This is a genomic window from Actinocorallia aurantiaca, assembly GCF_039533685.1.
Taxonomy (GTDB): domain Bacteria; phylum Actinomycetota; class Actinomycetes; order Streptosporangiales; family Streptosporangiaceae; genus Actinocorallia; species Actinocorallia aurantiaca.
Window position 1 is genome coordinate 382625 of sequence record NZ_BAAATZ010000009.1, and the last position, 21568, is coordinate 404192.

General features: G+C 70.6%; 24 protein-coding genes. 12 read left to right on the forward strand and 12 right to left on the reverse strand.

Annotated features, from left to right (window positions below; all coding sequences use genetic code 11):
* Nucleotides 1–9: 9 nt before the first annotated feature.
* From ABD327_RS14585 to ABD327_RS14610, 6 genes are all read left to right on the forward strand, one after another.
* Nucleotides 10–1218, forward strand: a complete 1209-nt coding sequence (locus ABD327_RS14585; protein WP_344450890.1) for an alpha/beta hydrolase family protein — start codon at nucleotides 10–12, stop codon at nucleotides 1216–1218.
* A gap of 87 nt (nucleotides 1219–1305) precedes the next feature.
* Complete coding sequence (locus ABD327_RS14590) at nucleotides 1306–1761, forward strand: MarR family winged helix-turn-helix transcriptional regulator (protein ID WP_344450891.1); 456 nt, start codon at nucleotides 1306–1308, stop codon at nucleotides 1759–1761.
* A 12-nt stretch (nucleotides 1762–1773) separates the two neighbouring features.
* Nucleotides 1774–2631 carry a haloalkane dehalogenase gene (locus ABD327_RS14595; RefSeq protein WP_344450892.1) on the forward strand — a complete coding sequence of 286 codons (858 nt, stop codon included), beginning with the start codon at nucleotides 1774–1776 and terminating at the stop codon, nucleotides 2629–2631.
* A gap of 118 nt (nucleotides 2632–2749) precedes the next feature.
* Entirely contained in the window at nucleotides 2750–3259 is a 510-nt protein-coding gene (locus ABD327_RS14600; protein WP_344450893.1) for a hypothetical protein, read from the forward strand.
* Between the two features lie 223 nt (nucleotides 3260–3482).
* Complete coding sequence (locus ABD327_RS14605; protein ID WP_344450894.1) at nucleotides 3483–4214, forward strand: hypothetical protein; 732 nt, start codon at nucleotides 3483–3485, stop codon at nucleotides 4212–4214.
* A gap of 91 nt (nucleotides 4215–4305) precedes the next feature.
* The gene (locus ABD327_RS14610) at nucleotides 4306–4629 is read left to right on the forward strand and encodes a putative quinol monooxygenase (RefSeq protein WP_344450895.1); all 324 of its coding nucleotides are present in this window, start codon (nucleotides 4306–4308) and stop codon (nucleotides 4627–4629) included.
* A gap of 13 nt (nucleotides 4630–4642) precedes the next feature.
* Here ABD327_RS14610 and ABD327_RS14615 read toward each other — a convergent pair whose 3' ends face one another.
* A complete protein-coding gene (locus tag ABD327_RS14615) occupies nucleotides 4643–5500 on the reverse strand; it encodes a LysR family transcriptional regulator (protein ID WP_344450896.1) in 858 nt (285 codons plus the stop codon).
* Between the two features lie 71 nt (nucleotides 5501–5571).
* Here ABD327_RS14615 and ABD327_RS14620 point away from each other — a divergent pair, with 71 nt between their 5' ends.
* From ABD327_RS14620 to ABD327_RS14630, 3 genes are all read left to right on the forward strand, one after another.
* A complete protein-coding gene (locus ABD327_RS14620; RefSeq protein WP_344450897.1) occupies nucleotides 5572–6441 on the forward strand; it encodes a dihydrodipicolinate synthase family protein in 870 nt (289 codons plus the stop codon).
* Between the two features lie 58 nt (nucleotides 6442–6499).
* A complete protein-coding gene (locus ABD327_RS14625) occupies nucleotides 6500–7270 on the forward strand; it encodes an MBL fold metallo-hydrolase (RefSeq protein ID WP_344450898.1) in 771 nt (256 codons plus the stop codon).
* Between the two features lie 230 nt (nucleotides 7271–7500).
* Nucleotides 7501–7920 carry an ATP-binding protein gene (locus tag ABD327_RS14630; RefSeq protein ID WP_344450899.1) on the forward strand — a complete coding sequence of 140 codons (420 nt, stop codon included), beginning with the start codon at nucleotides 7501–7503 and terminating at the stop codon, nucleotides 7918–7920.
* A gap of 211 nt (nucleotides 7921–8131) precedes the next feature.
* Here the strand turns inward: ABD327_RS14630 and ABD327_RS14635 are convergent, their stop codons facing one another.
* Nucleotides 8132–8284 (reverse strand): hypothetical protein, encoded by a 153-nt coding sequence (locus tag ABD327_RS14635; protein ID WP_344450900.1) that lies wholly within the window; start codon nucleotides 8282–8284, stop codon nucleotides 8132–8134.
* A gap of 36 nt (nucleotides 8285–8320) precedes the next feature.
* On the opposite strand from ABD327_RS14635, the gene ABD327_RS14640 reads away from it, so the two are divergent.
* Nucleotides 8321–9874 (forward strand): PucR family transcriptional regulator, encoded by a 1554-nt coding sequence (locus ABD327_RS14640; protein ID WP_344450901.1) that lies wholly within the window; start codon nucleotides 8321–8323, stop codon nucleotides 9872–9874.
* A 15-nt stretch (nucleotides 9875–9889) separates the two neighbouring features.
* Here the strand turns inward: ABD327_RS14640 and ABD327_RS14645 are convergent, their stop codons facing one another.
* The 6 genes from ABD327_RS14645 to ABD327_RS14670 all read right to left on the reverse strand — a co-directional run bounded on the left by ABD327_RS14645 (nucleotide 9890) and on the right by ABD327_RS14670 (nucleotide 14477).
* Nucleotides 9890–10756, reverse strand: a complete 867-nt coding sequence (locus ABD327_RS14645) for a polysaccharide deacetylase family protein (RefSeq protein ID WP_344450902.1) — start codon at nucleotides 10754–10756, stop codon at nucleotides 9890–9892.
* A gap of 10 nt (nucleotides 10757–10766) precedes the next feature.
* Complete coding sequence (locus tag ABD327_RS14650) at nucleotides 10767–11906, reverse strand: oxidoreductase (protein ID WP_344450903.1); 1140 nt, start codon at nucleotides 11904–11906, stop codon at nucleotides 10767–10769.
* Nucleotides 11907–11919: 13 nt separating this feature from the next.
* Nucleotides 11920–12528: a DUF1989 domain-containing protein gene (locus ABD327_RS14655; RefSeq protein WP_344450904.1), complete on the reverse strand. Its 609-nt coding sequence runs from the start codon at nucleotides 12526–12528 to the stop codon at nucleotides 11920–11922.
* Between the two features lie 454 nt (nucleotides 12529–12982).
* The gene (locus ABD327_RS14660) at nucleotides 12983–13384 is read right to left on the reverse strand and encodes an NUDIX hydrolase (RefSeq protein ID WP_344450905.1); all 402 of its coding nucleotides are present in this window, start codon (nucleotides 13382–13384) and stop codon (nucleotides 12983–12985) included.
* Nucleotides 13385–13420: 36 nt separating this feature from the next.
* Nucleotides 13421–13618, reverse strand: a complete 198-nt coding sequence (locus tag ABD327_RS14665) for a DUF397 domain-containing protein (protein ID WP_344450906.1) — start codon at nucleotides 13616–13618, stop codon at nucleotides 13421–13423.
* A 16-nt stretch (nucleotides 13619–13634) separates the two neighbouring features.
* Nucleotides 13635–14477 carry a helix-turn-helix domain-containing protein gene (locus tag ABD327_RS14670; RefSeq protein WP_344450907.1) on the reverse strand — a complete coding sequence of 281 codons (843 nt, stop codon included), beginning with the start codon at nucleotides 14475–14477 and terminating at the stop codon, nucleotides 13635–13637.
* A gap of 198 nt (nucleotides 14478–14675) precedes the next feature.
* On the opposite strand from ABD327_RS14670, the gene ABD327_RS14675 reads away from it, so the two are divergent.
* Nucleotides 14676–15095: an ATP-binding protein gene (locus ABD327_RS14675; protein ID WP_344450908.1), complete on the forward strand. Its 420-nt coding sequence runs from the start codon at nucleotides 14676–14678 to the stop codon at nucleotides 15093–15095.
* Between the two features lie 18 nt (nucleotides 15096–15113).
* Here the strand turns inward: ABD327_RS14675 and ABD327_RS14680 are convergent, their stop codons facing one another.
* The 3 genes from ABD327_RS14680 to ABD327_RS14690 all read right to left on the reverse strand — a co-directional run bounded on the left by ABD327_RS14680 (nucleotide 15114) and on the right by ABD327_RS14690 (nucleotide 18189).
* Nucleotides 15114–16604, reverse strand: a complete 1491-nt coding sequence (locus tag ABD327_RS14680; RefSeq protein ID WP_344450909.1) for a CoA-acylating methylmalonate-semialdehyde dehydrogenase — start codon at nucleotides 16602–16604, stop codon at nucleotides 15114–15116.
* Nucleotides 16604–17887 (reverse strand): aspartate aminotransferase family protein, encoded by a 1284-nt coding sequence (locus ABD327_RS14685; protein ID WP_344450910.1) that lies wholly within the window; start codon nucleotides 17885–17887, stop codon nucleotides 16604–16606. The genes ABD327_RS14680 and ABD327_RS14685 overlap by 1 nt, the downstream gene beginning before the upstream one ends.
* A 68-nt stretch (nucleotides 17888–17955) precedes the next feature.
* Nucleotides 17956–18189 carry a 4a-hydroxytetrahydrobiopterin dehydratase gene (locus tag ABD327_RS14690; protein WP_344450911.1) on the reverse strand — a complete coding sequence of 78 codons (234 nt, stop codon included), beginning with the start codon at nucleotides 18187–18189 and terminating at the stop codon, nucleotides 17956–17958.
* An 86-nt stretch (nucleotides 18190–18275) separates the two neighbouring features.
* On the opposite strand from ABD327_RS14690, the gene ABD327_RS14695 reads away from it, so the two are divergent.
* Complete coding sequence (locus tag ABD327_RS14695) at nucleotides 18276–19880, forward strand: PucR family transcriptional regulator (protein ID WP_344450912.1); 1605 nt, start codon at nucleotides 18276–18278, stop codon at nucleotides 19878–19880.
* A gap of 87 nt (nucleotides 19881–19967) precedes the next feature.
* On the opposite strand, the gene ABD327_RS14700 is transcribed toward ABD327_RS14695, so the two are convergent.
* Nucleotides 19968–21320, reverse strand: a complete 1353-nt coding sequence (locus tag ABD327_RS14700) for a CoA transferase (RefSeq protein ID WP_344450913.1) — start codon at nucleotides 21318–21320, stop codon at nucleotides 19968–19970.
* Nucleotides 21321–21568: the final 248 nt, after the last annotated feature.

A 21568-nucleotide genomic window follows, 5' to 3' on the forward strand; every position in this document is an offset into this window, starting at 1 on the left:
GGATGTGATATGCGCCTGTTCGAGGATCGGCTGTTCCAGCAGTTCGCCGACCGCGCGCTGATGACCATGACGGGCGGCGGCGCCGAGTACGGCGAGTGCGCCCTGACGGCCTCCCGGATCACCGGGAGGGACGCCGACGGCTGGCACCGCGAGTGGACGGCGACCGCCGACATGGTCGCCGAATGGGGCGCCCGCAGCGACGACAAGGGACACGCCGTCAGCGCCGCCGAGGCCTACCACAGGGCTTCCACCTACTACCGCGTGGCGAACTTCCCGCTCTTCGGCAGCCCCGTGGACCCGCGCCTGGCCGAGACCTTCCGCAAGGAGTTCGACGCCTTCGGGCGCTCGGCGGAACTGCGGCGCCTGCGCCCCATGGAAGTCCCCTACGAGGACGTCGAACTGCGCGGCTACCTCTGCCTCGCGGCCAAGGACGAGACTCGCCCGACCGTGGTCGCGGTCAACGGATACGACTCCAACCTCCACGAGATGTACTGGTCCCACGCAATTCCGGCATTGAAACGCGGATACCACTGCCTGCTGATGGACGGGCCGGGCCAGGGCCGCAATCTCATCGAGTACGGCCTGCACATCCGCCACGACTGGGAGCACGTCCTGGGGCCGATCCTCAAGCGGCTCCTCACCTACGGGGAGGTCGACCCGGACCGGCTGGTCGTCATGGGCTGGAGCTTCGGCGGCTACCTGGCCTCGCGCGGCGTGGCGGGCGACCCCCGGGTGAAGGCGCTGGTCGTCGACCCCGGCCAGTGGGACCAGATCGACCTGCTGCGCGAGGAGGCCCCCTTCCCCGACGAGATCAAGAACGCCCTCCCGGACGTCGACCCGGCCGACCTGGCGCCCTACCTGGAGCCGTTCCTGGAGGACCGGGTGCACCGCTGGCAGCTGGTCCAGCGCGGCCAGTGGATCCACGGCGTGGACTCGCCCGCCGAGTACATCCTGGACCTGGCCCGCTACAACATCTCCGAGGTCGTGGAGGAGATCACCTGCCCGACCTTCGTGGGCGCCACCGAGGCCGACCTGCTGTCCGCCCGGGCCGGCACCTTCTACGCCCGCCTCCCCGGCCCCAAGACCTTCAGGGCCTTCACCCGGGCCGAGGGAGCCGCCGGCCACTGCGAGCTGTGGAACCGCTCCCGCTTCACCCAGCAGGCCTTCGACTGGCTCTCCGAGACCCTCCGCTGGCCGGTCTCCCGCCCCCTCTTCTGACCTGACGGGGTCCGCCCCTTCGCCTCCGGGAGCCTTTCGCGCCGAAAACAGTAGTCATGTACATAGTAGCCATGTACATTAAATGGCATGAGTGAGAGAGGGACGCCCGGCCACCTGGTGTGGCGGCTGGCCATGAAATGGCGGGTCGCCGTCGACCGGGCGCTGGCGCCGCTGGGGCTGACGCACGCGCAGTACGTGCTGCTGTCCTCGCTGTACGGGATGCGGCGCGACGGGCTGCGGCCCAGTCAGCGCGAACTGGCCGACCACGCGGGGATGGAGGCGCTGTACGTGTCCAAGCTGGCGCGGACGCTGGAGGCCGACGGGCTCATCGCGCGGACACGCGATCCCGTCGACACCCGGACGGTGCGGCTCGAACTGACCGAACGAGGGCACGAGGCCGTCCGGCCCGCCCTCGACACCGTCCGGGTGCTGCTGGAACGGCTGCTGGCCCCGCTGGGCGGCCGCGACGATCCGCGCACCGAGGAGTTCGTCCGGGACCTGACGGCCCTGCTGGACGCCCCTCTCGACACCCCGACCCCCTAGAAGGGACCCCGCATGCCCGAAGTGAACGTTCTCGACTCGACCATCCACTACCGGGACTCCGGAACGGGGACGGACTTCGTCTTCCTCCACGGCAACCCGGGCTCCTCGCACCTGTGGCGCGACGTCCTGCCCGGCGTCGGGCCCGGCCGGCTGCTCGCCCCGGACCTCATCGGCATGGGGCTCTCCGGAAAACCGGACATCCCCTACCTGTTCGCCGACCATGCCCGCTATCTGGACGCCTGGTTCGACGCGCTCGGCCTCGACCGCGTCGTCCTCGTCGGGCACGACTGGGGCGGCGCGCTCGCCTTCGACTGGGCGGCCCGCCATCCCGAGCGCGTCCTCGGCCTGGCGTTCCTGGAGAGCATCGTCAAGCCGATGGCCTGGGAGGACCTCTCACCGCAGGCGCGCGCCCGCTCCGAGGCCATCCGCACGCCCGGCACCGGCGAGAAGATGATGCTCGACCAGGACCTCGCCGTCCGGCAGGCGTTCACCGGCGGAGTGCTCACCCCGCTGGAGGCGGCGGACCTGGAGGCCTACCTCGCCCCCTACCCGACCCGCGACAGCCGCCGCCCCCTGCTGGCCTGGGCCCGGCAGATGCCCCTCGGCGGCGAGCCCGCCGAACTCGTCACCCGGATCGAGGCCTACGACGCCTGGCTGGCGAAGAGCCCGGACGTCCCCAAGCTCCTGATGACCTTCGAAGGCTCGCCGACCCTTCTCGTCGACGAGAGGATGGCGGCCTGGTGCACGGCGAACATCGCCTCCCTCGAGACCGTCCACTGCGGCGAGGCCGGCCACCACGCCCCCGAGGACCGTCCCGGGGAGATCGCCGCCGCGGTCTCCGCCTGGGCCGACCGCCACGGCCTGCGCTGACCCCGAAGGGGAAAATTTCTCCGCTGATTTCCCGTGTCCGGCGGGGCCGGGCTTCCGTCCGGGTATCTCCCCGGGGACCGGAACCGGCCTGCGGGCCGCCTGCGGGAGGGGAGCGATCGTGCACCACGAGATCGGGGAGCTGGGGAGCGACCCCTTCACCGTCGTCGCCCCGGACGACGCCGGGAGGCCGGAGCACGGCCCGTTCGTCCTGATCGACGAGCAGGGCACCCCTTACGGGGTGGCGGGGGAGGACGGACGCGTCCTCCCTGTGGCCGTCGCCCCGTCCACGGCCACCCTGGACGAGCTCGTGAAGAGCGCCGTCGGCTTCATCTTCCTGGAGGAGAAGGAGATTCCCGGCATCGTGCTGCTGGGCGAGGACGGGAGGGTCGAGGCCTTCGTCTCCAGGCGGAGGGCCGCCAGGACGCTCGAACTCGTCCGGTTCGACGGAACGCGGGCCGCCTTCGAGAACGGGGGCCCCTCGCCCCAGGGGAAACCGGAAACCGTTCTCCCGGGCGTGAACGTGCGATGCGCCTGCGGCGCCGTCAACTCCTTCGACTACTACGCGCCGAGCCGAGGGGGGGCCTGCTGGAAGGGCCACGCCCTCCGGGCCTGGAGCGGTGGGGTCTGACGGGGCGAAGATACTCGGGTTTCGGACGCCGAAGATTTCCGGATTCACGGCCACGGGCTTTCCGGATGTCTTTTTCATCTCGCGGAACCGCCCTCGCGGCCCCTGCTTCCGAGTCGCGCGCCGATGAAACCGCAGATCCCGGTGATGCGTCTCAGTTATTCACTGGTCTTCGACGAAATCGTCGGTGACGATCTGTTGTGAAAAACTCTGAGGTGGCGGAACCATGACTTCGGCGTTGGCGCTCAACCTGCTGTCCTCGCTTCTCGCCTTTCTTCTGGGAGCCCTGGCCCGAGGGCTCTACGCGCGGTGGAGGTCGATCGGCCCGGCGAGGCGGTTCTGGCGCGTCCAGTCCTCCGAACAGGTGGTCATCGTGCAGTCCGACGGGCCGGGGGGCGACACGCCGCTGCCGACCCTGTACGAGGGCGACGCCATGGCCGCAGCGACTGTGGACCATTATCTGAGCACGGCGCTCGGCGTGAGGACGATCAGGATCGAACGGTCGAAGACCTTTTCCCTGAGACGAGACGCCGACAGCCACCTGGTCGTCATCGGAGGTCCCAACGCGAATGACTTTTACAAGCGGCTCGATGGCCGCCTGGAAATGCCGTACGCATTCGAGCTCTTCCCCCGCAGTGCGAACCTCATACGTCTCTCCGACAATCGGAAGCTCGCCCAGGAGATCGAAGAGGAGAAGACCGTACGGGACTTCGCGGTCATCAGCTTCCTGCCCAATCCCTTTTCTCCCTCCAGGCGCCTGGTCATCCTCGCGGGCTGCGGCACGATGGGCACCTACGCCGCCGCCAAGATGGTGACCTCCACCGGAATCAGGGAGACGGCCGGGTGCTGCCGCGCGGACACCCCCGTCTCCGTGGTCATCGAGGTGGAGATCGTCGACGGCCACATGACGGTCCCCCGGATCGTGGAGACGACCCCCTGGGAACCAGAGGACACCTGACCGCCGAATCGACCTCCGCATGAGGAAGCGGACATCGCCCCGGTGGCGGAGAACACGCCGGAGCCCGACCCCGGGTCCGTAAGCTGGAAGCATGATCTTCATCGTCGTGAAATTCCCCGTGAAGCCCGAGCACGCCGAAGAGTGGCCGTCCCACGTGGAGGCGTTCACCCGGGCCACCCGCGCGGAACCCGGCAACCTCTGGTTCGAGTGGTCCCGCAGCCTGGAGGACCCGAACACCTACGTCCTGGTCGAGGCCTTCCAGGATGATGCCGCCGCGGCCCACGTGGACTCCGACCACTTCCGCGCCGCGATGGAGACCATGCGCCCCCTCGTCCAGCGCGCCCCCGAGATCGTCAGCACCACGATCGAGGGCGCGTCCGGCTGGAGCAGGATGGGCGAGCTGGGCCTCGACTGACTCGGGACCGGCGTCAGACGGCGTGGAGGGCGGCTCGGGCCGCGGCGATCAGGGGGTGGGCTGCGGCGCCTCGGCGGTAGGCGATGCGGGTGCGGCGGCGCGCGGCCAGCGGGGTGAGGACGACGCCGGGCGGCGGGTCGAGCAGGCCGAGGTCGGGAACCAGCGCGACGCCCTGGCCTGCGGCGACCAGGGCGAGGACGGCCCCGAAGTCGTCGGCGTGGTGCCGGATCCTCGGAGTGAAGCCCTCGGCCTCGCAGGCCCGGACGGTCATCGTGTGGCAGAGCGTGCCGGGGGTCGCCGCGATCCACGGGGCGTCCCGGTGGGCGCTCGGCGGACCCGCCGACAGCGCCGCCAGGTGGACGGTCTCCTCCAGCAGCGGTTCGGTCTCCAGCCCCGGATGGTCGGGCGAGGCCGTGAAGTCGTACTCCTGGACGAGTGCGACGTCGAGCGCGTCGGCCCGCAGCGCGTCGGGCACCACCGCCGGATCGAGTTCGCTGACCCGCAGGTCGAGCCCCGGATGGGTCCTGCTGAGCGTCACCAGCGCGGGGGACAGGACGGTCCGCACGGCCGTGGGGAAGGCGCCGATCCGCAGGGTCCCGGTGAGCCCGGTCCGGGAGGCCGCGAGCTCCGCCTCGGCCTCGGCCAGCGCCGCGAGGACCGTCTCGGTGCGCGTCGCGAGCGTCCGGGCCGCGGGGGTCAGCTCGACCCGGCGTCCGGTCCGCTCCAGCAGCGCCACCCCGGCCTCGCGCTCCAGCGCCGCGAGCTGCTGGGAGACGGCCGAGGGCGTGTAGGACAGGGCCTCGGCGACCGCCGCGATCGTCCCGCGATGCGCCAGTTCCCGCAGCAGCCTCAACTTGCGCACATCGAGCATCAGCTCAGCTTACGCTCAACTGAACGAACCTGAACTGGACCTGATGCTCAAGGTCGGGACACCCTCGATCCATGATTTTCACAGGTCTCCACATTCCGCTCATCACGCCCTTCACCTCCTCCGGCACGCTCGCCGAGGACGCCCTGGAGGGCCTCGCCCACACGGTCCTCGACGACGGGGCGTCCGGGATCGTCGCGCTCGGCACCACCGCGGAGGCCGCCTCCCTCACCGAGCACGAGCGCGGCAGGGCCCTGGAGATCTGCGCCGCCGTCTGCGCGGAGCGCTCGGTCCCCCTGACCGCCGGGGTCGAGGGCGCCTCCACGGCCGCGACGCTCGCGGCCCTGACCGCGCTCGACGAGCGTGCGACCGCGGCCATGGTCGGCGTCCCGGCGTTCGTCAGGCCCTCGGAGGACGGAGTCGTCGCCCACTTCGAGACGCTGGCCGCCGCCTCCCGGGTGCCGCTGGTCATCTACCACGTCCCCTACCGGACGGGCCGTCCGCTGAGCGGCCGTACCCTGCTCAGGCTCGCCGCGATCCCGGGCGTCGCGGGGTTCAAGCACGCCGCGGGAGGCGTCGACGAGGCGACGATCACGTTCATGGCGGGCCGTCCGGAGCACACGGCGGTGCTCGCCGGCGACGACCTCTACGTCTCGCCGATGCTGGCGCTCGGCGCGTCCGGCGCGGTCCTCGCCTCCGCCCACCTGGAGACCGCCCGTTTCGCACGGCTCGTCGAACTGTGGCGGACCGGCCGCATCGACGAGGCCCGAACGCTCGGCCACGAGCTGGCGGGCCTGTCGGGCGCGCTGTTCGCAGAGCCCAACCCGGTGGTGATCAAGGCGGTGCTCGCCGCACGAGGCGCCATCCCGACCCCGGCCGTCCGCCTGCCGCTGCTGTCCGCGAGCCCCGAGGCCACCACCGCCGCCCTCCGCCGGATCCCCTGACCTTCGCGCTGTCCGGCCGCACTCGATGCCCGTGGACCGGGTCTTCTAGGGTGCGTGGATGACCAACGACCCTCTCCGTTTCACTGTTCTCGGCTGCGCGACGCCCTACGCGAGCGTGGGCAACCCCTGTTCCGGTTACCTGGTGTCCGGCGGGGGCGCCCGGGTGTGGGTGGACGCGGGCAGCGGGACGCTGGGCGAGCTGCAACGGCATGTCGGGCTGGACGGGCTGGACGCGATCTGGATCTCGCATCTGCACGCCGATCACAGCGCGGACCTTCTCACCGCCTATTACGGCGCGCTCTACGCCGACATCGAGCTCGCGGCGCCGATCCCCCTGTATGGCCCGCCGGGCATCGCCGACCGGCTCGCCCACTTCCTCACCAACACCGACACCCGCAGCCCGATCGAATCCGCCTTCGCCGTCGAGGAACTGCACGACGGGCACCGGGTGCGGGTCGGCGCGCTCACACTGACCAGCCGGGCGGTGAAGCACGGCATGCCCGCCTTCGCCCTGCGCGTCGAGTCCGCGGACCGCTCGCTGGTGTACTCCGGCGACACGGCGCCCTGCCCCGCGCTGACGAGTCTGGCCGAGGGATGCGATGTGCTGCTGTGCGAGGCCGAGAGCGACCGGTCCCCGGCCGAGGGTGAGCGGGTCCACCACACTCCGGAGGACGCCGGGGACACAGCCCGCTCGGCCGGGGCGGGACGGTTGGTCGTCACGCATGTCGGGCGTTTCCTCACCCCGCAGCAGGCGGTGGCGCGCGCCTCGACCCGGTTCGACGGCCCCGTCGACCACGCGGCTCCCGGTGTCACCTTCCCGGTGGAGTGAAGCGCCGCGACTTCGGCGAGGGCGGATCGGTAGCGAAGAGTGAGCGATCTGGTCGTTTAAGTAATGAAAATGGCTATTTGATCACTAAAAGTAGGGGAGCGTGGCAATTCTTTAGGAGATACCGGGCTGGAGTGGCCTTGACATGGGCAGAAGAGACAAAGCGTCGTCATTGTGACGAGGGGCCGCCCGGGAGGCAGCGGGATCGGATATGGGAAATCGGGGGAGACGAGATGGGTTCACTGGTCGTGCTGGGAAGCGTCGGTTTCGGCGGAGAGGATTCGGCCGTGCCGGCGGCCCGGCGGTATGCGCGTGGGCTGCTGGACGGAGAGGGGGTCGACGCGGGGGAGGCGCAGCTCATCGTGAGCGAGCTGGTCACCAACGCGGTGGCGCACGGAGGCGAAGGCGGATTCCGGCTGACGGTGTCGGTCGGAGATGACGTGGTGCGGATCGAAGTGGCCGACTCGGGGGTCGTCGGCAAGGAGCCTCAGGTCCGGGAGGCGGCCGATGAGGACGAAGAGGGACGGGGCCTGCTGATCGTCGACGCGCTGACACGCAGATGGGGCGTGCACGAGGACGGGGACGGGACGGTCGTATGGGCGGAACTGGAAAAACGCCCGGTCTCCTCGGGGCTGGCCGGGGAGACCGGGTGAGAACGGCCGGAAGCACCGGCCGGGAAGCCGAGTTCGACTCCGCCGTGGGACGGATCGAGCCGCCGTGATGTCACGGCCTCGGCGCAGCTGGAGAAGTGCACGCCCTCGATGACGTGGTGGATGAAGGTGGGGCGACGCCGGAAACCGTCGCCGGACGACAGCCCTTCCCCACCGCCCATCGCCGAGACCGCCCCCTACCCCTCCGACGGCCTCAGACCCGGACTCCCCACAGGCCCGAACCCTCCGCGGTCATGACCACGAAGTGTCCTTTTCGGTGCCCGACCAGATCCAGGACTGCTGCCATGGGGTCGAGTCGCGTGCCGACGAGGGAACCGGCTCGTCGCACCAGACGGTGGATGAACATCTCACGATGCTCGGTAGGCATGTATAGATTCACAGGATGATCACCATTGGCGCGCTCGTCGGCAATGCCGCGCTGGAGCTCAGGATCCTCGAATCCGGCACGTCGGGAGCCCTGTCGGAGTCGGTGACCTGGGTGCACAACACCGAGCTTCCCGACCCGTCCCCGTACATCCGGGAAAAGGAGCTGGTGCTGACCAACGGACTGTGGATCGATCAGGTGACGCCGGCCGAGTTCGTGGCGAACGTCAGGCGCGCCGGAGCGGCCGGGATCGTGTTCGGGTTGCGCGCCGAGCGGCCGCGCACCCCGGAAGGCCTGGTCGCGGCCTGCGGGGAGGCGGGTCTCCCGCTGCTGGAGATCTCTCCGGCGGTTCCGTTCACCGCGGTCTCGCACGCGTTCTCCGCGATGTACGCCGACGAACGCCAGCGGGATCTGATCGGCATGGTGCGCCGGGGCGACGCCCTGGCCACGGCGCTCTCCCGGGGGACGGGCGCCTCGGGCGTGCTGCGCGTGCTCACCCGTGACCGCGACCTGCCGCTGGCGGTGGTCGACCGGATGGGACGGCTGCTGGCGGCGGACGGGGCCGAGCTGGACGCCGGGCAGCTGCGGACCGTGGCCGAGGGGCTGGCGCGCCGGCCGCCGGCACTGGAGCTGGACCTGGGGGACGGGCGTGCCGCGCTGTTCCTCGTGGGCGCGGTCGGTGACGTCGACGCGGCGCTCGTCTGCCTGCGGCCGCTGGCCGAGCTGACCGCCACCGAGCGCGACGCGCTGGAGCAGGCCGCCAGGTTCCTCAGCCTGGAAGTGGCCAGGCAGCAGGCCGTGCAGGCCATCGAGATGCGCTTCGCCGGAGAGCTGCTGGAGATGGTGCTGTCCGGTGGGCGGCGCGCGTCGGAGGTGGCGGGCCGGTTGCAGGCGTTCGGCGTGGACCCCACGGGAGCTCTGGCGGTGTGCACGGTGGCTTTCAGCGGGGAAGCCGCCACCGTGCACGGCCTGGCCGAAATGGTCGGCGAGTTCTTCGCGGACGAGGGCGTTCCCGCCGTCGTCGCGGGGGGCACGAACGACGTGGTGGCCGTGCTCGCCTGGCGGGATTCCGAGGACGAGCTGCCCGCGCTGGGGGAACGCCTGGTCGCGAACGTGGCGGAGCGGTCTCCCGGACGGCGCCCCGTGGCCGGTCTCGGTGGTGTCGTCGCGCACGCGGGCGACCTGCGGCAGCCGTTGCTGCAGTCGAGGGAGGCGTGCCGGGTGCTCCGCCGCACACCGGGCGGCCCGGCCGTGCGCGGCTTCCGCGAGCTGGGCACGCACCGGCTGCTGCTCGGGCTGGTGGATCCCGAGACGCTGAGCGCGTTCTCGCGGGACCTGCTCACCCCGCTCCGCGAGCACGACGCCCGGCGCGGCGGCGACCTGGAGCCGACGCTGCGCGCGTTCCTCGACCACGACGGGCAGTGGGCGGCCACGGCCGCCGCACTGCACGTCCATGTCAACACCCTGCGCAACCGGCTGGCCCGTGTCACCGAGCTGACCGGCAGGGACGTGGGGCGCACCGAGGACCGGGTGGACCTGTTCCTCGCCCTGGCCATCGACGCGATGGCATGAGCGGGACGGGACGGCTCAGACGGGATAGACGTCCGGGTCCACGACCGGGGCCTGCGGCCGGCGGGTGGGCAGCCCCGGATCGGCCAGCGCGGCGTCCGCCACGTCACGGCAGCGGGCGAACCGCACGTCCCCGCACTCCAGCGCGTACTCCAGAAGCCTGCGCAGCGCCATCGCCCGGCCCGGCCTGCCGGACAGGAAGGGGTGCATGCAGAGGTTGAACAGGCACCGGTAGTGGCGCATCCCGTCGAGCTCGGCCCGCCACAGCTCCAGCGCCTTCTCCGGCGATTCGATGACCGAGCCGATGTCCGGCGCGGGCAGGAACGCGTACTGCTCCCAGTCGTCGAGCGACCAGTGGACGGGCAGCTCGGCGATGTCGCCCGACGCCGTGGCGACGCGGTAGGGCCGGTCGTCGCCCATGAGGGAGGAGTCGTAGCGCAGGCCGTACTCGGCGACCAGCTCGGCGGTCTGCCAGCTGGCCTCCCACAGCGCGGCCCGATGCCCGGCGACCTCGATGTCCTGGTCGGCGAAGACCGCCAGAGCGCGTTCGAAGTCGGCGCGCTCGTCCTCCGGCGTCATCGAGGTGGGCGGCCGGTGGCTGTAGGAATGGTGCGCCACCTCGTGCCCGCGCTCGACGATCGACCGCGCCAGCCCCGGCCGGTGCTCGGCCACCCATCCCGGCACGAAGAAGGTGGCCGGTATGTCGAGCTCGTCCAGCAGGTCGAGGATGCGCGGCAGCCCGACGTCCGGCCCGTACGCCTGGTGCGACATCGTGCCGGCGTGCCGGGCGTAGCCGCGGCTCCGGGCGAGGATCGGCGTCTCCGCGTCCACGTCGAAGGTCAGCGTGGCGACAGCCGCGGCTCCGCGGTGCCAGCTCTCGCTCATCGGTGCCTTCCTAGCTTCCGGCGGGGGCCGGATGGCGGTTCGCCGCGGTCTGCCGCCAGCGGCGGGCGTTGGCCAGAGTCGCCATGGGCTGCAGCATCATATGGTCGAATCGTTCCAGTTGCCGGTTCTCGGCGACGCACCGCGGGAAGTCGGGGTTGGCCAGCGCGCCCCGGCCGATGGAGAGCAGGTCGGCGTGGCCGTCCCGGAGCACCTGCGCGGCCTGGGGGAGATCGTGCATGCCGCCGTTCGCGATGACGGGCAGGCCGGTCGCCAGGCGGGCCAGGCCCGTGATCGTCGTCTCGCTGTCCAGGCGCGCGGTCTCGATCCAGTCGCGTCCCTCGCTGGCGATGTGCAGGTAGGTCGCTCCGGCCTCGGCGAGGGCCGCGAAGATGACCCGGGCGTCGTACGCGCCGCCGGGCCAGCGGTGGACGAAGTCGTTGACCTTGGTCTGCGAAAGCCGTACGCCCACGCAGAACTCCGCGCCGACCTCGGCCCGGATGGCGGCGACCACCTCGGCGGTCAGCCGCACCCGGTTCTCGACCGGGCCGCCGTAGGAGTCGTCGCGTTCGTTGGTGTACGCCGTGAGGAACTGGTCCAGCAGGTAGCCGTTGGCCGCGTGCACCTCGACACCGTCGAATCCGGCCTCGCGGGCGCGTGCGGCCGAGTCGACGAAGCCCCGCACGGCGGCGTCGATGTCGTCCTGGCTCATCGCCTCGGGCGTCGGCCACGGCCCCTGCCCGCCGTACTCCGGCATCTTCTCGCCCAGGGGCGGCACGGCCGACGGGCCCGCCGTGTCGTCGCGGTAGTGGCTGCCCTGGGACAGCGCGCCGGCGTGCATGAGCTGCAGCACGATCCGCGACCCGGCGGCGTGCACCCGCTCGGTGACGCCGAGCCAGGCGGCGGCGTGGGCTTTTGAGACGATGCCCGGCTGGTTGAAGTACCCCTGGCTGTAGAGGGTGTCGGTGTAGGTGCCCTCGGTGATCACGAGGCCGAAGCCGCCCTCGGCGAATCCGGTGTAGTAGTCGGCCATCTCGGCGGTCGGGGTGCCGTCGGGAGTGGCCGAGACCCGGGTCATGGGGGAGACCGCGAGCCGGTTGGCCAGTTCCAGCTCACCGAGTCGTGCGGGCTGGAGTGCGGGATGCGTGGTCATGTCGGTTCCGTTCTCAGTCGGCGGGTAGAAGGTCGATCGCGAGTGGTGTCGGGTCGCCGCCGTTGATGTCCACCAGGTCTTGGGGGCAGGCTGAGACCACGAACACGCAGTCCACGACCGCCTGGAAGGTGATGGCGTCGCCCGGACGGGTGGTGGCGGGCAGCCAGCGCAGCTCGTCCCCGTCCACGGGGATGTGCATGAACACGTTGACCGGCTGCGGCGTGAGGGGTGAGGCCGTGCCCAGCTCGGCGAGGGCGCGGTGCAGGTTCTCGGCGCAGGAGGGGTGGCCGGGCTCTGCTCCCAGGCTCGCGTAGCGCGCCGGGTCGCATGCCGGGATCAGCATGTCGTGCCGGCCGGGCGAGGTGTCGGAGACCAGCGCGAGGATCGGACGGCGCCGGTCGGTGACGAAGTGCCGGCCCTGCGCGGGGAAGAGCCTGTCCGTGGCGGCGCGCGTGTGGGCGGCGCTGAGGTGCTCGCTCATGTCGGCGGTGAAGGCGAAGACATCGCCGACCTGGCCGCCTTCGAGGTCGACGACGCTGACCCGCCGGCCCGCGGCCACCCGCACCCCTCGTCCGGTGCGGGCGGGAACGACCATCCGCCCTTCGGCGGTCGTGGTTTCCATGCCGGTAAGGCAACCATCGACCATGCCGACTCTTCTATGGAGATTCATTCATCCTTTCTGGAATCTCCTGGACTTTCATCCATTTCTGGTGCGGGCGCGTCGTTGTTACCCGGTTCCATGGAAGTGCATCCGGCAGCGGACGGGACAACGCTCGGCTCTGGACGGCATCGGCGTCATCGCCGGATCGAGGACGTCCTCACGGCCGGGCGGACGGGTACCGCACGGGTTCAGCCGGGACAGTCGTGATCGCTGTAGTCGCCACCATGGATCCCGGTGCTCTGGAGGTCCCAGGCTTCGTAGAGAGCCCGGGTGACGCAGAGCGCTGGCGAGGCCGCCAGGGCTGCCGCGCTCCGCCGGTCAGGTTCCAAGGCGGGCGGAGGGGCGTCTCCGGCCGGCAGCCTTCTCAGCGGGTCGGCTGGCCATGGGGAAGGACGAGGTCTCGGGCGGGGTCCGGTCAGTGGAGTCGGCCGGTCCGGTGGAGGTGGTCGAAGACGAGCTGGTCGACGGGTGAGCTCCGAGGGCGGTCGGCGTAGGTGAGCCAGACGATCTCGTCGATCTCGTTGCAGGGGGTGGGGGTTCCCCGGTGGTCGGCGGTGTAACAGGCCATCTGGATGGTGGACCCGTCGGGAAAGCCGTGGGCCTGGGCATGGAAGGTTTCCAGGTGGATGGCGGTGGTCGGGTCGATGACGAGGGCGAGTTCCTCGTCGATCTCCCGGACGAGGGTGTCGAGGTCGCTTTCGCCGGGTTCGCGTTTGCCGCCGGGGAGGTAGTAGACGTCCTTGCCGCGTGAGCGGGTGCTGAGGATCCTGCCCTGGTCCAGATGGATCCAGGCGATCTTGTCGACGACGAGATGCATGCTCGAACCCTAAGAGTTCGTCCGGGGCCGCCGGGCTCAGATGTTCCGGAGACCCTGGAGCAGGGAGCGGAACCCGGCGGGGGACAGGCGGAGGACGGGGCCGCCGGGATGCTTGGAGTCACGGACGGCGACGGCGCGGCGGGCGGCGGCCAGCTCGACGCAGTTGCTGGTGGGGTCTGAGCCGGAGTGGGAGCTCTTGCGCCAAAAGGGAGCTGGTGGGATGAGGGAGGACATTGCCGGTCTCCTCGGTTCAGTAGCTGGATGCCATCGTCTTGATGACGTCTCGTGAGTCGGTTTCCGAAAGTGCTGCCGAAGCTAGATGCCCGAATGCCAGGTTATATGCGTTGACATCGGTCTCATCGTGGATGCAATGGGCTCGGATGAGGTCTACATAGACGAGGCGGACATCGCCCATCTGGGGGAGGTCGAACATGAGGAAGGAGTTGGCGGCTGTCGTGTGAGCGCCTCTGCTGAAGGGGAGAACCTGAAGTTTGACGTGCCCCAGCTCGCAGATGGCGAGCAGCCGGGTGAACTGAGCGCGCATGGTCTCGTCGCTCCCCACTTTGTTGTGGAGAGCGGCTTCGGACATGAGGGCGTGGACCGGGGTGGGGGCCGGAGGGCAGAGCACCAGTTGCCGGTTGAGTCGGACCCTCACGGCTCTGCGGAAGGCCGTCGGATCGAGCGGGGGTGTCGAAGTCCGGAACAGGGCTTCGATGTAGCCGCGGGTCTGGAACAGGCCGGGGACGACCATCTGCTCGTAAGTGTAGATCTTGCTGGCGTTGGCCTCGAAGCTGATGGTCTCGAAGGAATTCTGTCCGTCTTTGTACTTCTCCCACCAGCCGGATTCGGCCTCCCTGCAGAGCAGGAAGAGTTGAGAGCGGCGAGCGGAGTCCTCCACTCCGTAGAGCGTCAGAAGGGCCATCAGGTCCCGTTCCGGTAGGTGAACCTGGCCGTTCTCGATGCGGCTCAGCGAGGCGAGGGAGCGTTTCACCTTCTTGGCGGCGGTGGCGATCGTGAGGTTCTGCTCCCTGCGGATGGCGCGGAGTTCCACGCCCAGCCGCCGGGCCCGTTCGTTTTGTGGTGTTTCCGCCATCGGCTGCTCCCTGTGATCTCGTGACTTCATTTTGCTGTCGCGCTGTCAGGGAGGCCGCGGAAATCGGCGAGAGCGGAAATTTCCAGAAGGGATATCCGGCGACGGATCCGAAGACGAGAGCGACGACGTCGTCTCGTCGTCATCCTGGCGGGAGCCGCTCGGGGGAGCGGAGCGGAAGCGAGGAGACCGGGAGGCGTGATGGGGGCGTTGGCCGTGCTGGGGATCGTCGAGTTCGAGGGAGAGGAACGGGCGGTGACGGCGGCTCGACGGTATGCGCGGAGACTGCTCGAACAGGAGGGGATCGAGGACTGGGAGGCGTCGCTCGTCGTCACCGAGCTGGCTGCCAACGCCGTCGCGTATGGGGGTTCGGGCAAGTTCGGCCTGGCGGTCTCGGTGAACGAGGACTTCGTGCGGATCGAAGTAGGTGACTCGGGGCCGGGACGGGAACTGCGGGTCAAGAAGGCGGGGGAGGAGGACGAGGACGGACGGGGGCTGCTGCTCGTCGACGGCCTTGCGCGAAGGTGGGGAGCGGTGTGCGGGGAGACGGGCACGACGGTGTGGGTGGAGCTGGAAAGGCGGCCGGCCTCCTCGGGGGTGGTCGAGGAGGCCGGACGGTGACGGCTGGAAGGGAAGGGATCAGCCGTTGGTGGGGAAGCCCAGGTTGACGCCGCCGTGGGACGGGTCGAGCCAGCGGGACGTCACGGCCTTGGTGCGGGTGTAGAAGTGCACGCCTTCGGTGCCGTGGGCGTGGCTGTCGCCGAAGAGGCTGGCCTTCCAGCCGCCGAAGCTGTAGTACGCCATCGGCACCGGGATGGGCACGTTGATGCCGACCATCCCGACCTCCACCTCGTTCTGGAAGCGGCGGGCGGCGCCTCCGTCGTTGGTGAAGATGGCGGTGCCGTTCCCGTACGGGTTGGCGTCGACCAGGGCCATGGCCTCGTCGAACGTCCGCACGCGGACGACCGACAGCACCGGGCCGAAGATCTCGTCCTGGTAGCAGTCCATGTCGGGCGTGACGTTGTCGATGAGGGTGGGGCGCAACCAGAAGCCGTCGCCCGACGGCAGGCCCTCGCGGCCGTCGACCGCCAGGGTCGCGCCCTGCTCCACCGACGACGCCAGGTAGGAGGCGACCTTGTCGCGGTGCGCGCGGGTGACGAGGGGGCCCATCTCCGACGTCGGGTCGTCGCCGGGGCCCGTCACCAGCCCGGACACCCGGTCCTTGATCTTCTCTAGGAGGGCGTCCGCGACGGGCTCGACCGCCACCAGCACCGAGATGGCCATGCAGCGCTCGCCGGCCGAGCCGAAACCGGCGTTGACGGCGGCGTCGGCGGCGAGGTCCAGGTCGGCGTCGGGGAGCACCACCATGTGGTTCTTCGCGCCGCCGAGCGCCTGGACGCGCTTGCCGTTGCGGGCGGCCGTCTCGTAGATGTACCGAGCGATCGGGGTGGACCCGACGAACGACACCGCCTTGACGTCCTTGTGCTCCAGCAGCGCGTCCACCGCGGTCTTGTCGCCGTGCACGACGTTGAAGACGCCGTCGGGCAGCCCCGCCTCGGCCCACAGTTCGGCGATCTTCATCGCGGCGGACGGGTCCTTCTCCGACGGCTTCAGCACGAACGTGTTCCCGCAGGCGATCGCGATGGGGAACATCCACATCGGCACCATCGCCGGGAAGTTGAACGGGGTGATCCCCGTGACGACTCCCAGCGGCTGGAGGATCGAGTACGCGTCGACCTTCGTGGAGACGTTCTCGGAGAATCCGCCCTTGAGCAGGTGCGGGATGCCGCAGGCGAACTCCACGACCTCCAGGCCGCGCGCCACTTCACCGGCCGCGTCGGAGACGACCTTCCCGTGCTCGGAGGAGATGATCCGCGCCAGTTCCTCGGAGTCCCGCACGAGCAGTTCGCGGAAGCGGAACAGCACCCGGGCCCGCTGGGAGAGCGAGGCGTCGCGCCACTCGGGGAACGCGGCCTTCGCGGCGGCCACGGCCTCGTCCACGTCGGAGACGGAGGCGAAGTCCACGGTCCCGGAGACGACGCCCGTCGCCGGGTTGTAGACGTCGCCCTGCCGGGAGGCCGTCCCCGTCCAGGGCTTGCCGTTGATCCAGTGCGTCACGTGCGAGGTCATCAGGAGATCGCTTCCAGGGAGTCGACGAGGATCTTCAGGCCTTCGGCGGCCTCTTCGGAGGTGAGGGTCAGCGGCGGGGCCATGCGCATGACGTTGCCATACAGGCCGCCCTTGCCGGCGAGCAGCCCGCGCTTCCTCGTCTCCTCCATCATGCGGGCGGCCAGCGCGGGGGAGGGCGCGCCCGTCTCGGGGTCGACCAGGTCGAGCGCGAACATCAGGCCCTTGCCCCGCACGTCCGCGACGAACGGGAAGCGCGGCGCGGCGTCTTTCAACCCGGAGATGATGAACGCGCCCTGCGCGGCGGCGTTGGCCTGGAGGTCGTGGGAGAGCACGTAGTCCAGTGTCGCGTTGGCGGCTGCCATGGCGATCGGGTTGCCGCCGAAGGTGGAGAGGCCGACGGCGTGCGGGGCGTCCATCAGGTCGCCGCGCGCGACGACGCCGCCGACGGCGAAGCCGTTCCCGAGGCCCTTGGCGAAGGTCATCGCGTCGGGTGTGACGCCGTGGTTGCCGATGCCGAAGAAGCTCTGCCCGGTGCGTCCCCAGCCCGTCTGGACCTCGTCGGAGATGAACAGGATGCCGTGCTCGTCCAGCACTTCCTTGTAGGCGGCGAACAGGCCGTCCGGGGCCATCGTGAACCCGCCGACGCCCTGGATCGGCTCGGCGATGAGCGCGGCGACGTCGCCGCCGGTCGCGGTGGCAAGCGTGTGGCGCAGGTCCTCGACGCAGACCCTGGTGTAGTCGGCGTCCGACAGGCCCGCGAACTGCGGCAGGTGCCTGTCGGCGCCGTGCAGGAACACGGTGTTGAACGGGGTCAGCCCGCTGTTCTTCCACGCCCGGTTGGACGTGACGGCCGTCGCGCCGAACGACTTGCCGTGGTAGCTCTGCCGCATCGCCAGGACCTGGTTGCTGCGCCGCTCGTACGTGGCGAGCAGCAGGGCCGCCTCGTTGGCCTCGGTGCCGGAGTTGGTGAAGAACACCTTGGCGTCGGGGATGCCCGACAGCCGGGCGATCTTCTCGGCGAGCTCCACCTGGCCGCGCAGGAGGTAGACGGTCGAGGTGTGCACGACGCCGGTGGCGAGCTGCCGTTCGACGGCCTCGCGGACCTCGGCCACGTCGTAGCCGATCATGTTGGTGAGGATGCCGGCGAAGAAGTCGAGGTAGGAGTGGCCCTCGGCGTCGGAGACGCGGTTGCCCTTGCCGCCGGTGATCTCTATGGGCCGGTCGTAGTAGAGCGCTGTCCACTGCGGCATGACAGCCCGGTGGCGGGCGAGGAGTTCCGACATGTACCCAGTCTTTTCGGCTCGGAGACGGCGGGGCAGGGGGCAGAGTGTCGGCGAAGGGGGGAGTCTTCTTACAGGCTGTCTATCGCCTCGGCGAGCCTGAAGTCCTTCTCGGTGAGCCCGCCGCTGGTGTGGGTGGACAGGGTGAGGGTTACCTTGTTCCACCGGATCTGGATGTCGGGGTGGTGGTTCTTCTCCTCGGCCACCTGGGCGACCCTGTTGACGAAGGCCATGGCCCCGGCGAAGTCCGAGAAGACGAACTCCCGGACGAGGGCGTGGCCCGTGTTCTCCCATCCGTTCTCCATGCAGGTCTCCTTACCCAGGCGCAAGGTTTGACAACCTGTTAACAAGCGGTGACGGATTTTTAACACTGTGTCCTAAGATGAGAGCGATGCTGCCTACTTTGGCCGAGGTGCTGGAGCTGGAGCCGGTGCGCCGGGGCCTGCCCCGGGCGGTGGCCTGCGCCGACCGGCTGGACTCCCCGATCCGCTGGGTGCATGTCGCGGAGATCGCCGACATCGCCCCGCTGCTGCGCGGCGGCGAACTGGTGCTGACCACCGGCATCGCCTTCCCCGAGGAGGCGTCCCGGCTGCGCGGGTACGTGGCGGCCCTGGCCGAGGTCGGCGTCAGCGGCCTCATGGTCGAGCTGGGCCGGCGTTACGCCGACGAGCTCCCGCCCGCCCTGGTGCGGGAGGCCGGACGGCTCGGCCTCCCGGTGATCGTGCTGCGCCGCGAGATCCCCTTCGTGGACGTGACGGAGGCCGTGCACGCCCGTATCCTCGACGCCCAGCTCGCCGAGCTCCGCGCCTCGGAACGGCTGCACGAGATCTTCACCCAGCTCAGCGTGGAGGGGGCGGCCCCCGGCGAGGTGGTGCGCCAGGTCGCGACGCTCTCCCGCCGCCCGGCCGTCCTGGAGAACCTCTCCCACCAGGTGCTGGCCGCCTCCGGAAGCGACCCGGCGGGCCTGCTCGACGGCTGGGAGAGCCGCTCCCGCGCGGTCCGCCCGGACGGGCGGACCGGCTACGACGAGGCGTCCGGCTGGCTGGTGACGACGGTCGGCGCGCGGGGCGAGGACTGGGGGCGCCTGATCGTCCCGCTGGGCGCCCCGCCCACCCCGCGCGACACGGTCCTGATCGAACGGGCCGCGACGACCCTGGCCCTGGGCCGCCTGCTGGACCGGCACGAGGCGTCGCTGGAGCGCCAGGCCCACGGGACGCTCATCAGCGGCATCCTCGCAGGCTCCTACTCCGACCCGCAGGAGGCGGCGGCCCGCGCCCGCGCCCTGGGCGTGCGGCTGGCCGGGCGCAGGCTGCTCGGGGTCGTCGTGCGGGCCCGAGCCGGGGCGGAGCCCGAGGGGCTCACCGACCTGGCCGAGGCCGCCGCGGCGGCGGCCCGGGGGGCCGGGCTCTCCGCGCTGGTCGGCCTGCTCGACGAGTGGACCCCGCAGGCGCGGGTGGGGATGCTGGCCGCGCTGCCGCCGCGCGCGGACGCCGAGCCGGTGCTCACCGAGACGGCGCGCCGCCTGCGGGCCTCGGCGGGGACGTCCGAGCCGGTGATGGCGGCCGGTTCCGTCGTCGACTCCCTGCGGGACGTGCGCCGCTCCTTCCTGGAGGCCGAGCAGGTCGCGGACGTGGTGGTGCGCAGCGGAGGCGACCGCCTCTTCCACCGCCTGCCCGACCTGCGCCTGCGCGGCCTGCTGCACCTGCTGCGCGACGACGCCCGCCTCCAGACGTTCGTGGAGCGCGAGCTGGGCCCGCTCCTGGAGCACGACGCCCGGCGCGGCGGCGACCTCACCGGGATCCTGTCGGCCTACCTGGACTGCGGGCGCAACAAGGTCATGGCGGCCCGGCGCACCCATCTCTCCCGTCCGGCCCTCTACGAGCGCCTTCACCGTGTCGAACGCGTCCTGAACGTGGATCTGGACGACGTCGAAACGTGCACGTCACTGCACGTGGCACTCCTGGCCCTGGCATCGGTGCGCCGCGACCACTACTGATGAAATCCCGTATTGAATGGTTTCATTTCGCGCAATTCTCGGGGCGCGGACCGTCCTTTTACACAAAAGTCCCCACTCGGGAAAACGTCACAGCCAGACGGGCGGAGAAGAGCCGTCCAGGGGCGGCGGCGAATCCCACCGGGGCCGCCATCCGGAGACGCCCCCCGGCGGCAGGACGAAGCTGAGAACCCCGTGCGGGCTGTCGATCGCGGCGATCACGTCGTCCGACGGGACGGTCGCGGGAGCGGGCTCCCGCCGCCCCAGCGAGTCCAGCCAGCGGGCCGTGCCGGCCAGGGACAGCCTGGCGTGCCAGGAACCGCCCGTCGTGGCCCGGTGGACGAGGCCGGAGATCGCCGCGAACGCCCCCAGGTAGCCGGTGGCGTGGTCCAGGGCCTGCGCGGGCAGCGCGACCGGACGGTCGGAGCCCGCGGCCAGCATCGCCTCGTGGGCCAGGCCCGTGGCGAGCTGCACCAGGCTGTCGAAGCCGCGCCTGGCGTACCAGGGGCTGCCCGGCTCGTACGCCGAGATGTCGACGCTCACGATCGACGGGTTGAGCTCGTGCAGCTGTTCCGGCCCGAATCCGAGCGCGGCCAGCGCCGACGGCCGGTAGCCCTGCACCAGGACGTCGGCGGTGGCGACGAGCCCGCGCAGGCGGTCGCGGCCGTCCTCGGTGCGCAGGTCCAGGTGGCAGGAGCGTTTCCCGAAGCCCATGTCGAGCACCAGGCCGGGGACCTCGGGGACGTGCGAGGCGCCGATGCGCAGGACGTCGGCGCCGTGCGCGGCCAGCGTCCGGGTGGCGACGGGACCGGCGATGACCCGGGTGAGGTCGAGGACCCGGACGCCCTCCAGCGGCCGGTCGGCGTTCTTCGGCTGGACGGCGGGCCCTTCGGAGAGGCGTTCCATGCTGACCAGAGGCTCGTGCGGGAAGGCCGCCCACTCGTCCCGGGACCGGAGCGCCGCGGCGGCTCCGCCCTCGGCGAGCACCGCTTCCTCCACCTCCAGGGAGCCGCGCTCCAGGCAGGCCCCGGCCACCGCGTCGCGGGTCGGCGGGCAGGCGAGCGCGCGGACCGCCGCGTCGCGGTGCGCGGGGAAGTTGCAGTGGAGCCTGACCCAGCCGTCGCGGGTGCGGTAGTCGCCGGACAGGTCGGCCCACAGTTCGAGCTCGTTGCCGGCGATCTTGAAGAAGCGTTCGGAGAGGAAGGCCAGCTCGGCGTGGTCGCGGGCGACGGAGGCGAAGGCGCGCGGCCCGCCCCGCAGCTCCCAGTACACCGCCGCCGCGGAGCTCACGGCGCCGACGCTCGCCGCGGCCAGGAGGTCCACCCGGAAGACGGAGGGCAGGAGCCCGGACCTTCCGCTCACCTCCACGGGAGCCGGAGGAATTCCCGCTTCGGCGCACAACGACAGGATGCTCTGCTCCACCACGTTTTCACTCAACCGCAACCCGGCCTCCCCGTCGATATGACGTGCGCCACGGGTACCTGGCCCGCGGGTCAGTGGGGAAGGCCGCCGCGGGACGCGGAGATCGCATGGGCGGCCGGGACGCCGCGCCGCTGACGAATCCCATTGGAGAACGGTCCCGCCGGAAGGGTTTTGCATCCTTTATTTGCGCGTTACCCATTTTCGGCGGTGTGTGAGTAATAAGGAATATTTCTACAAGACTTGACCCGAATTGTTTCACTGGACACACT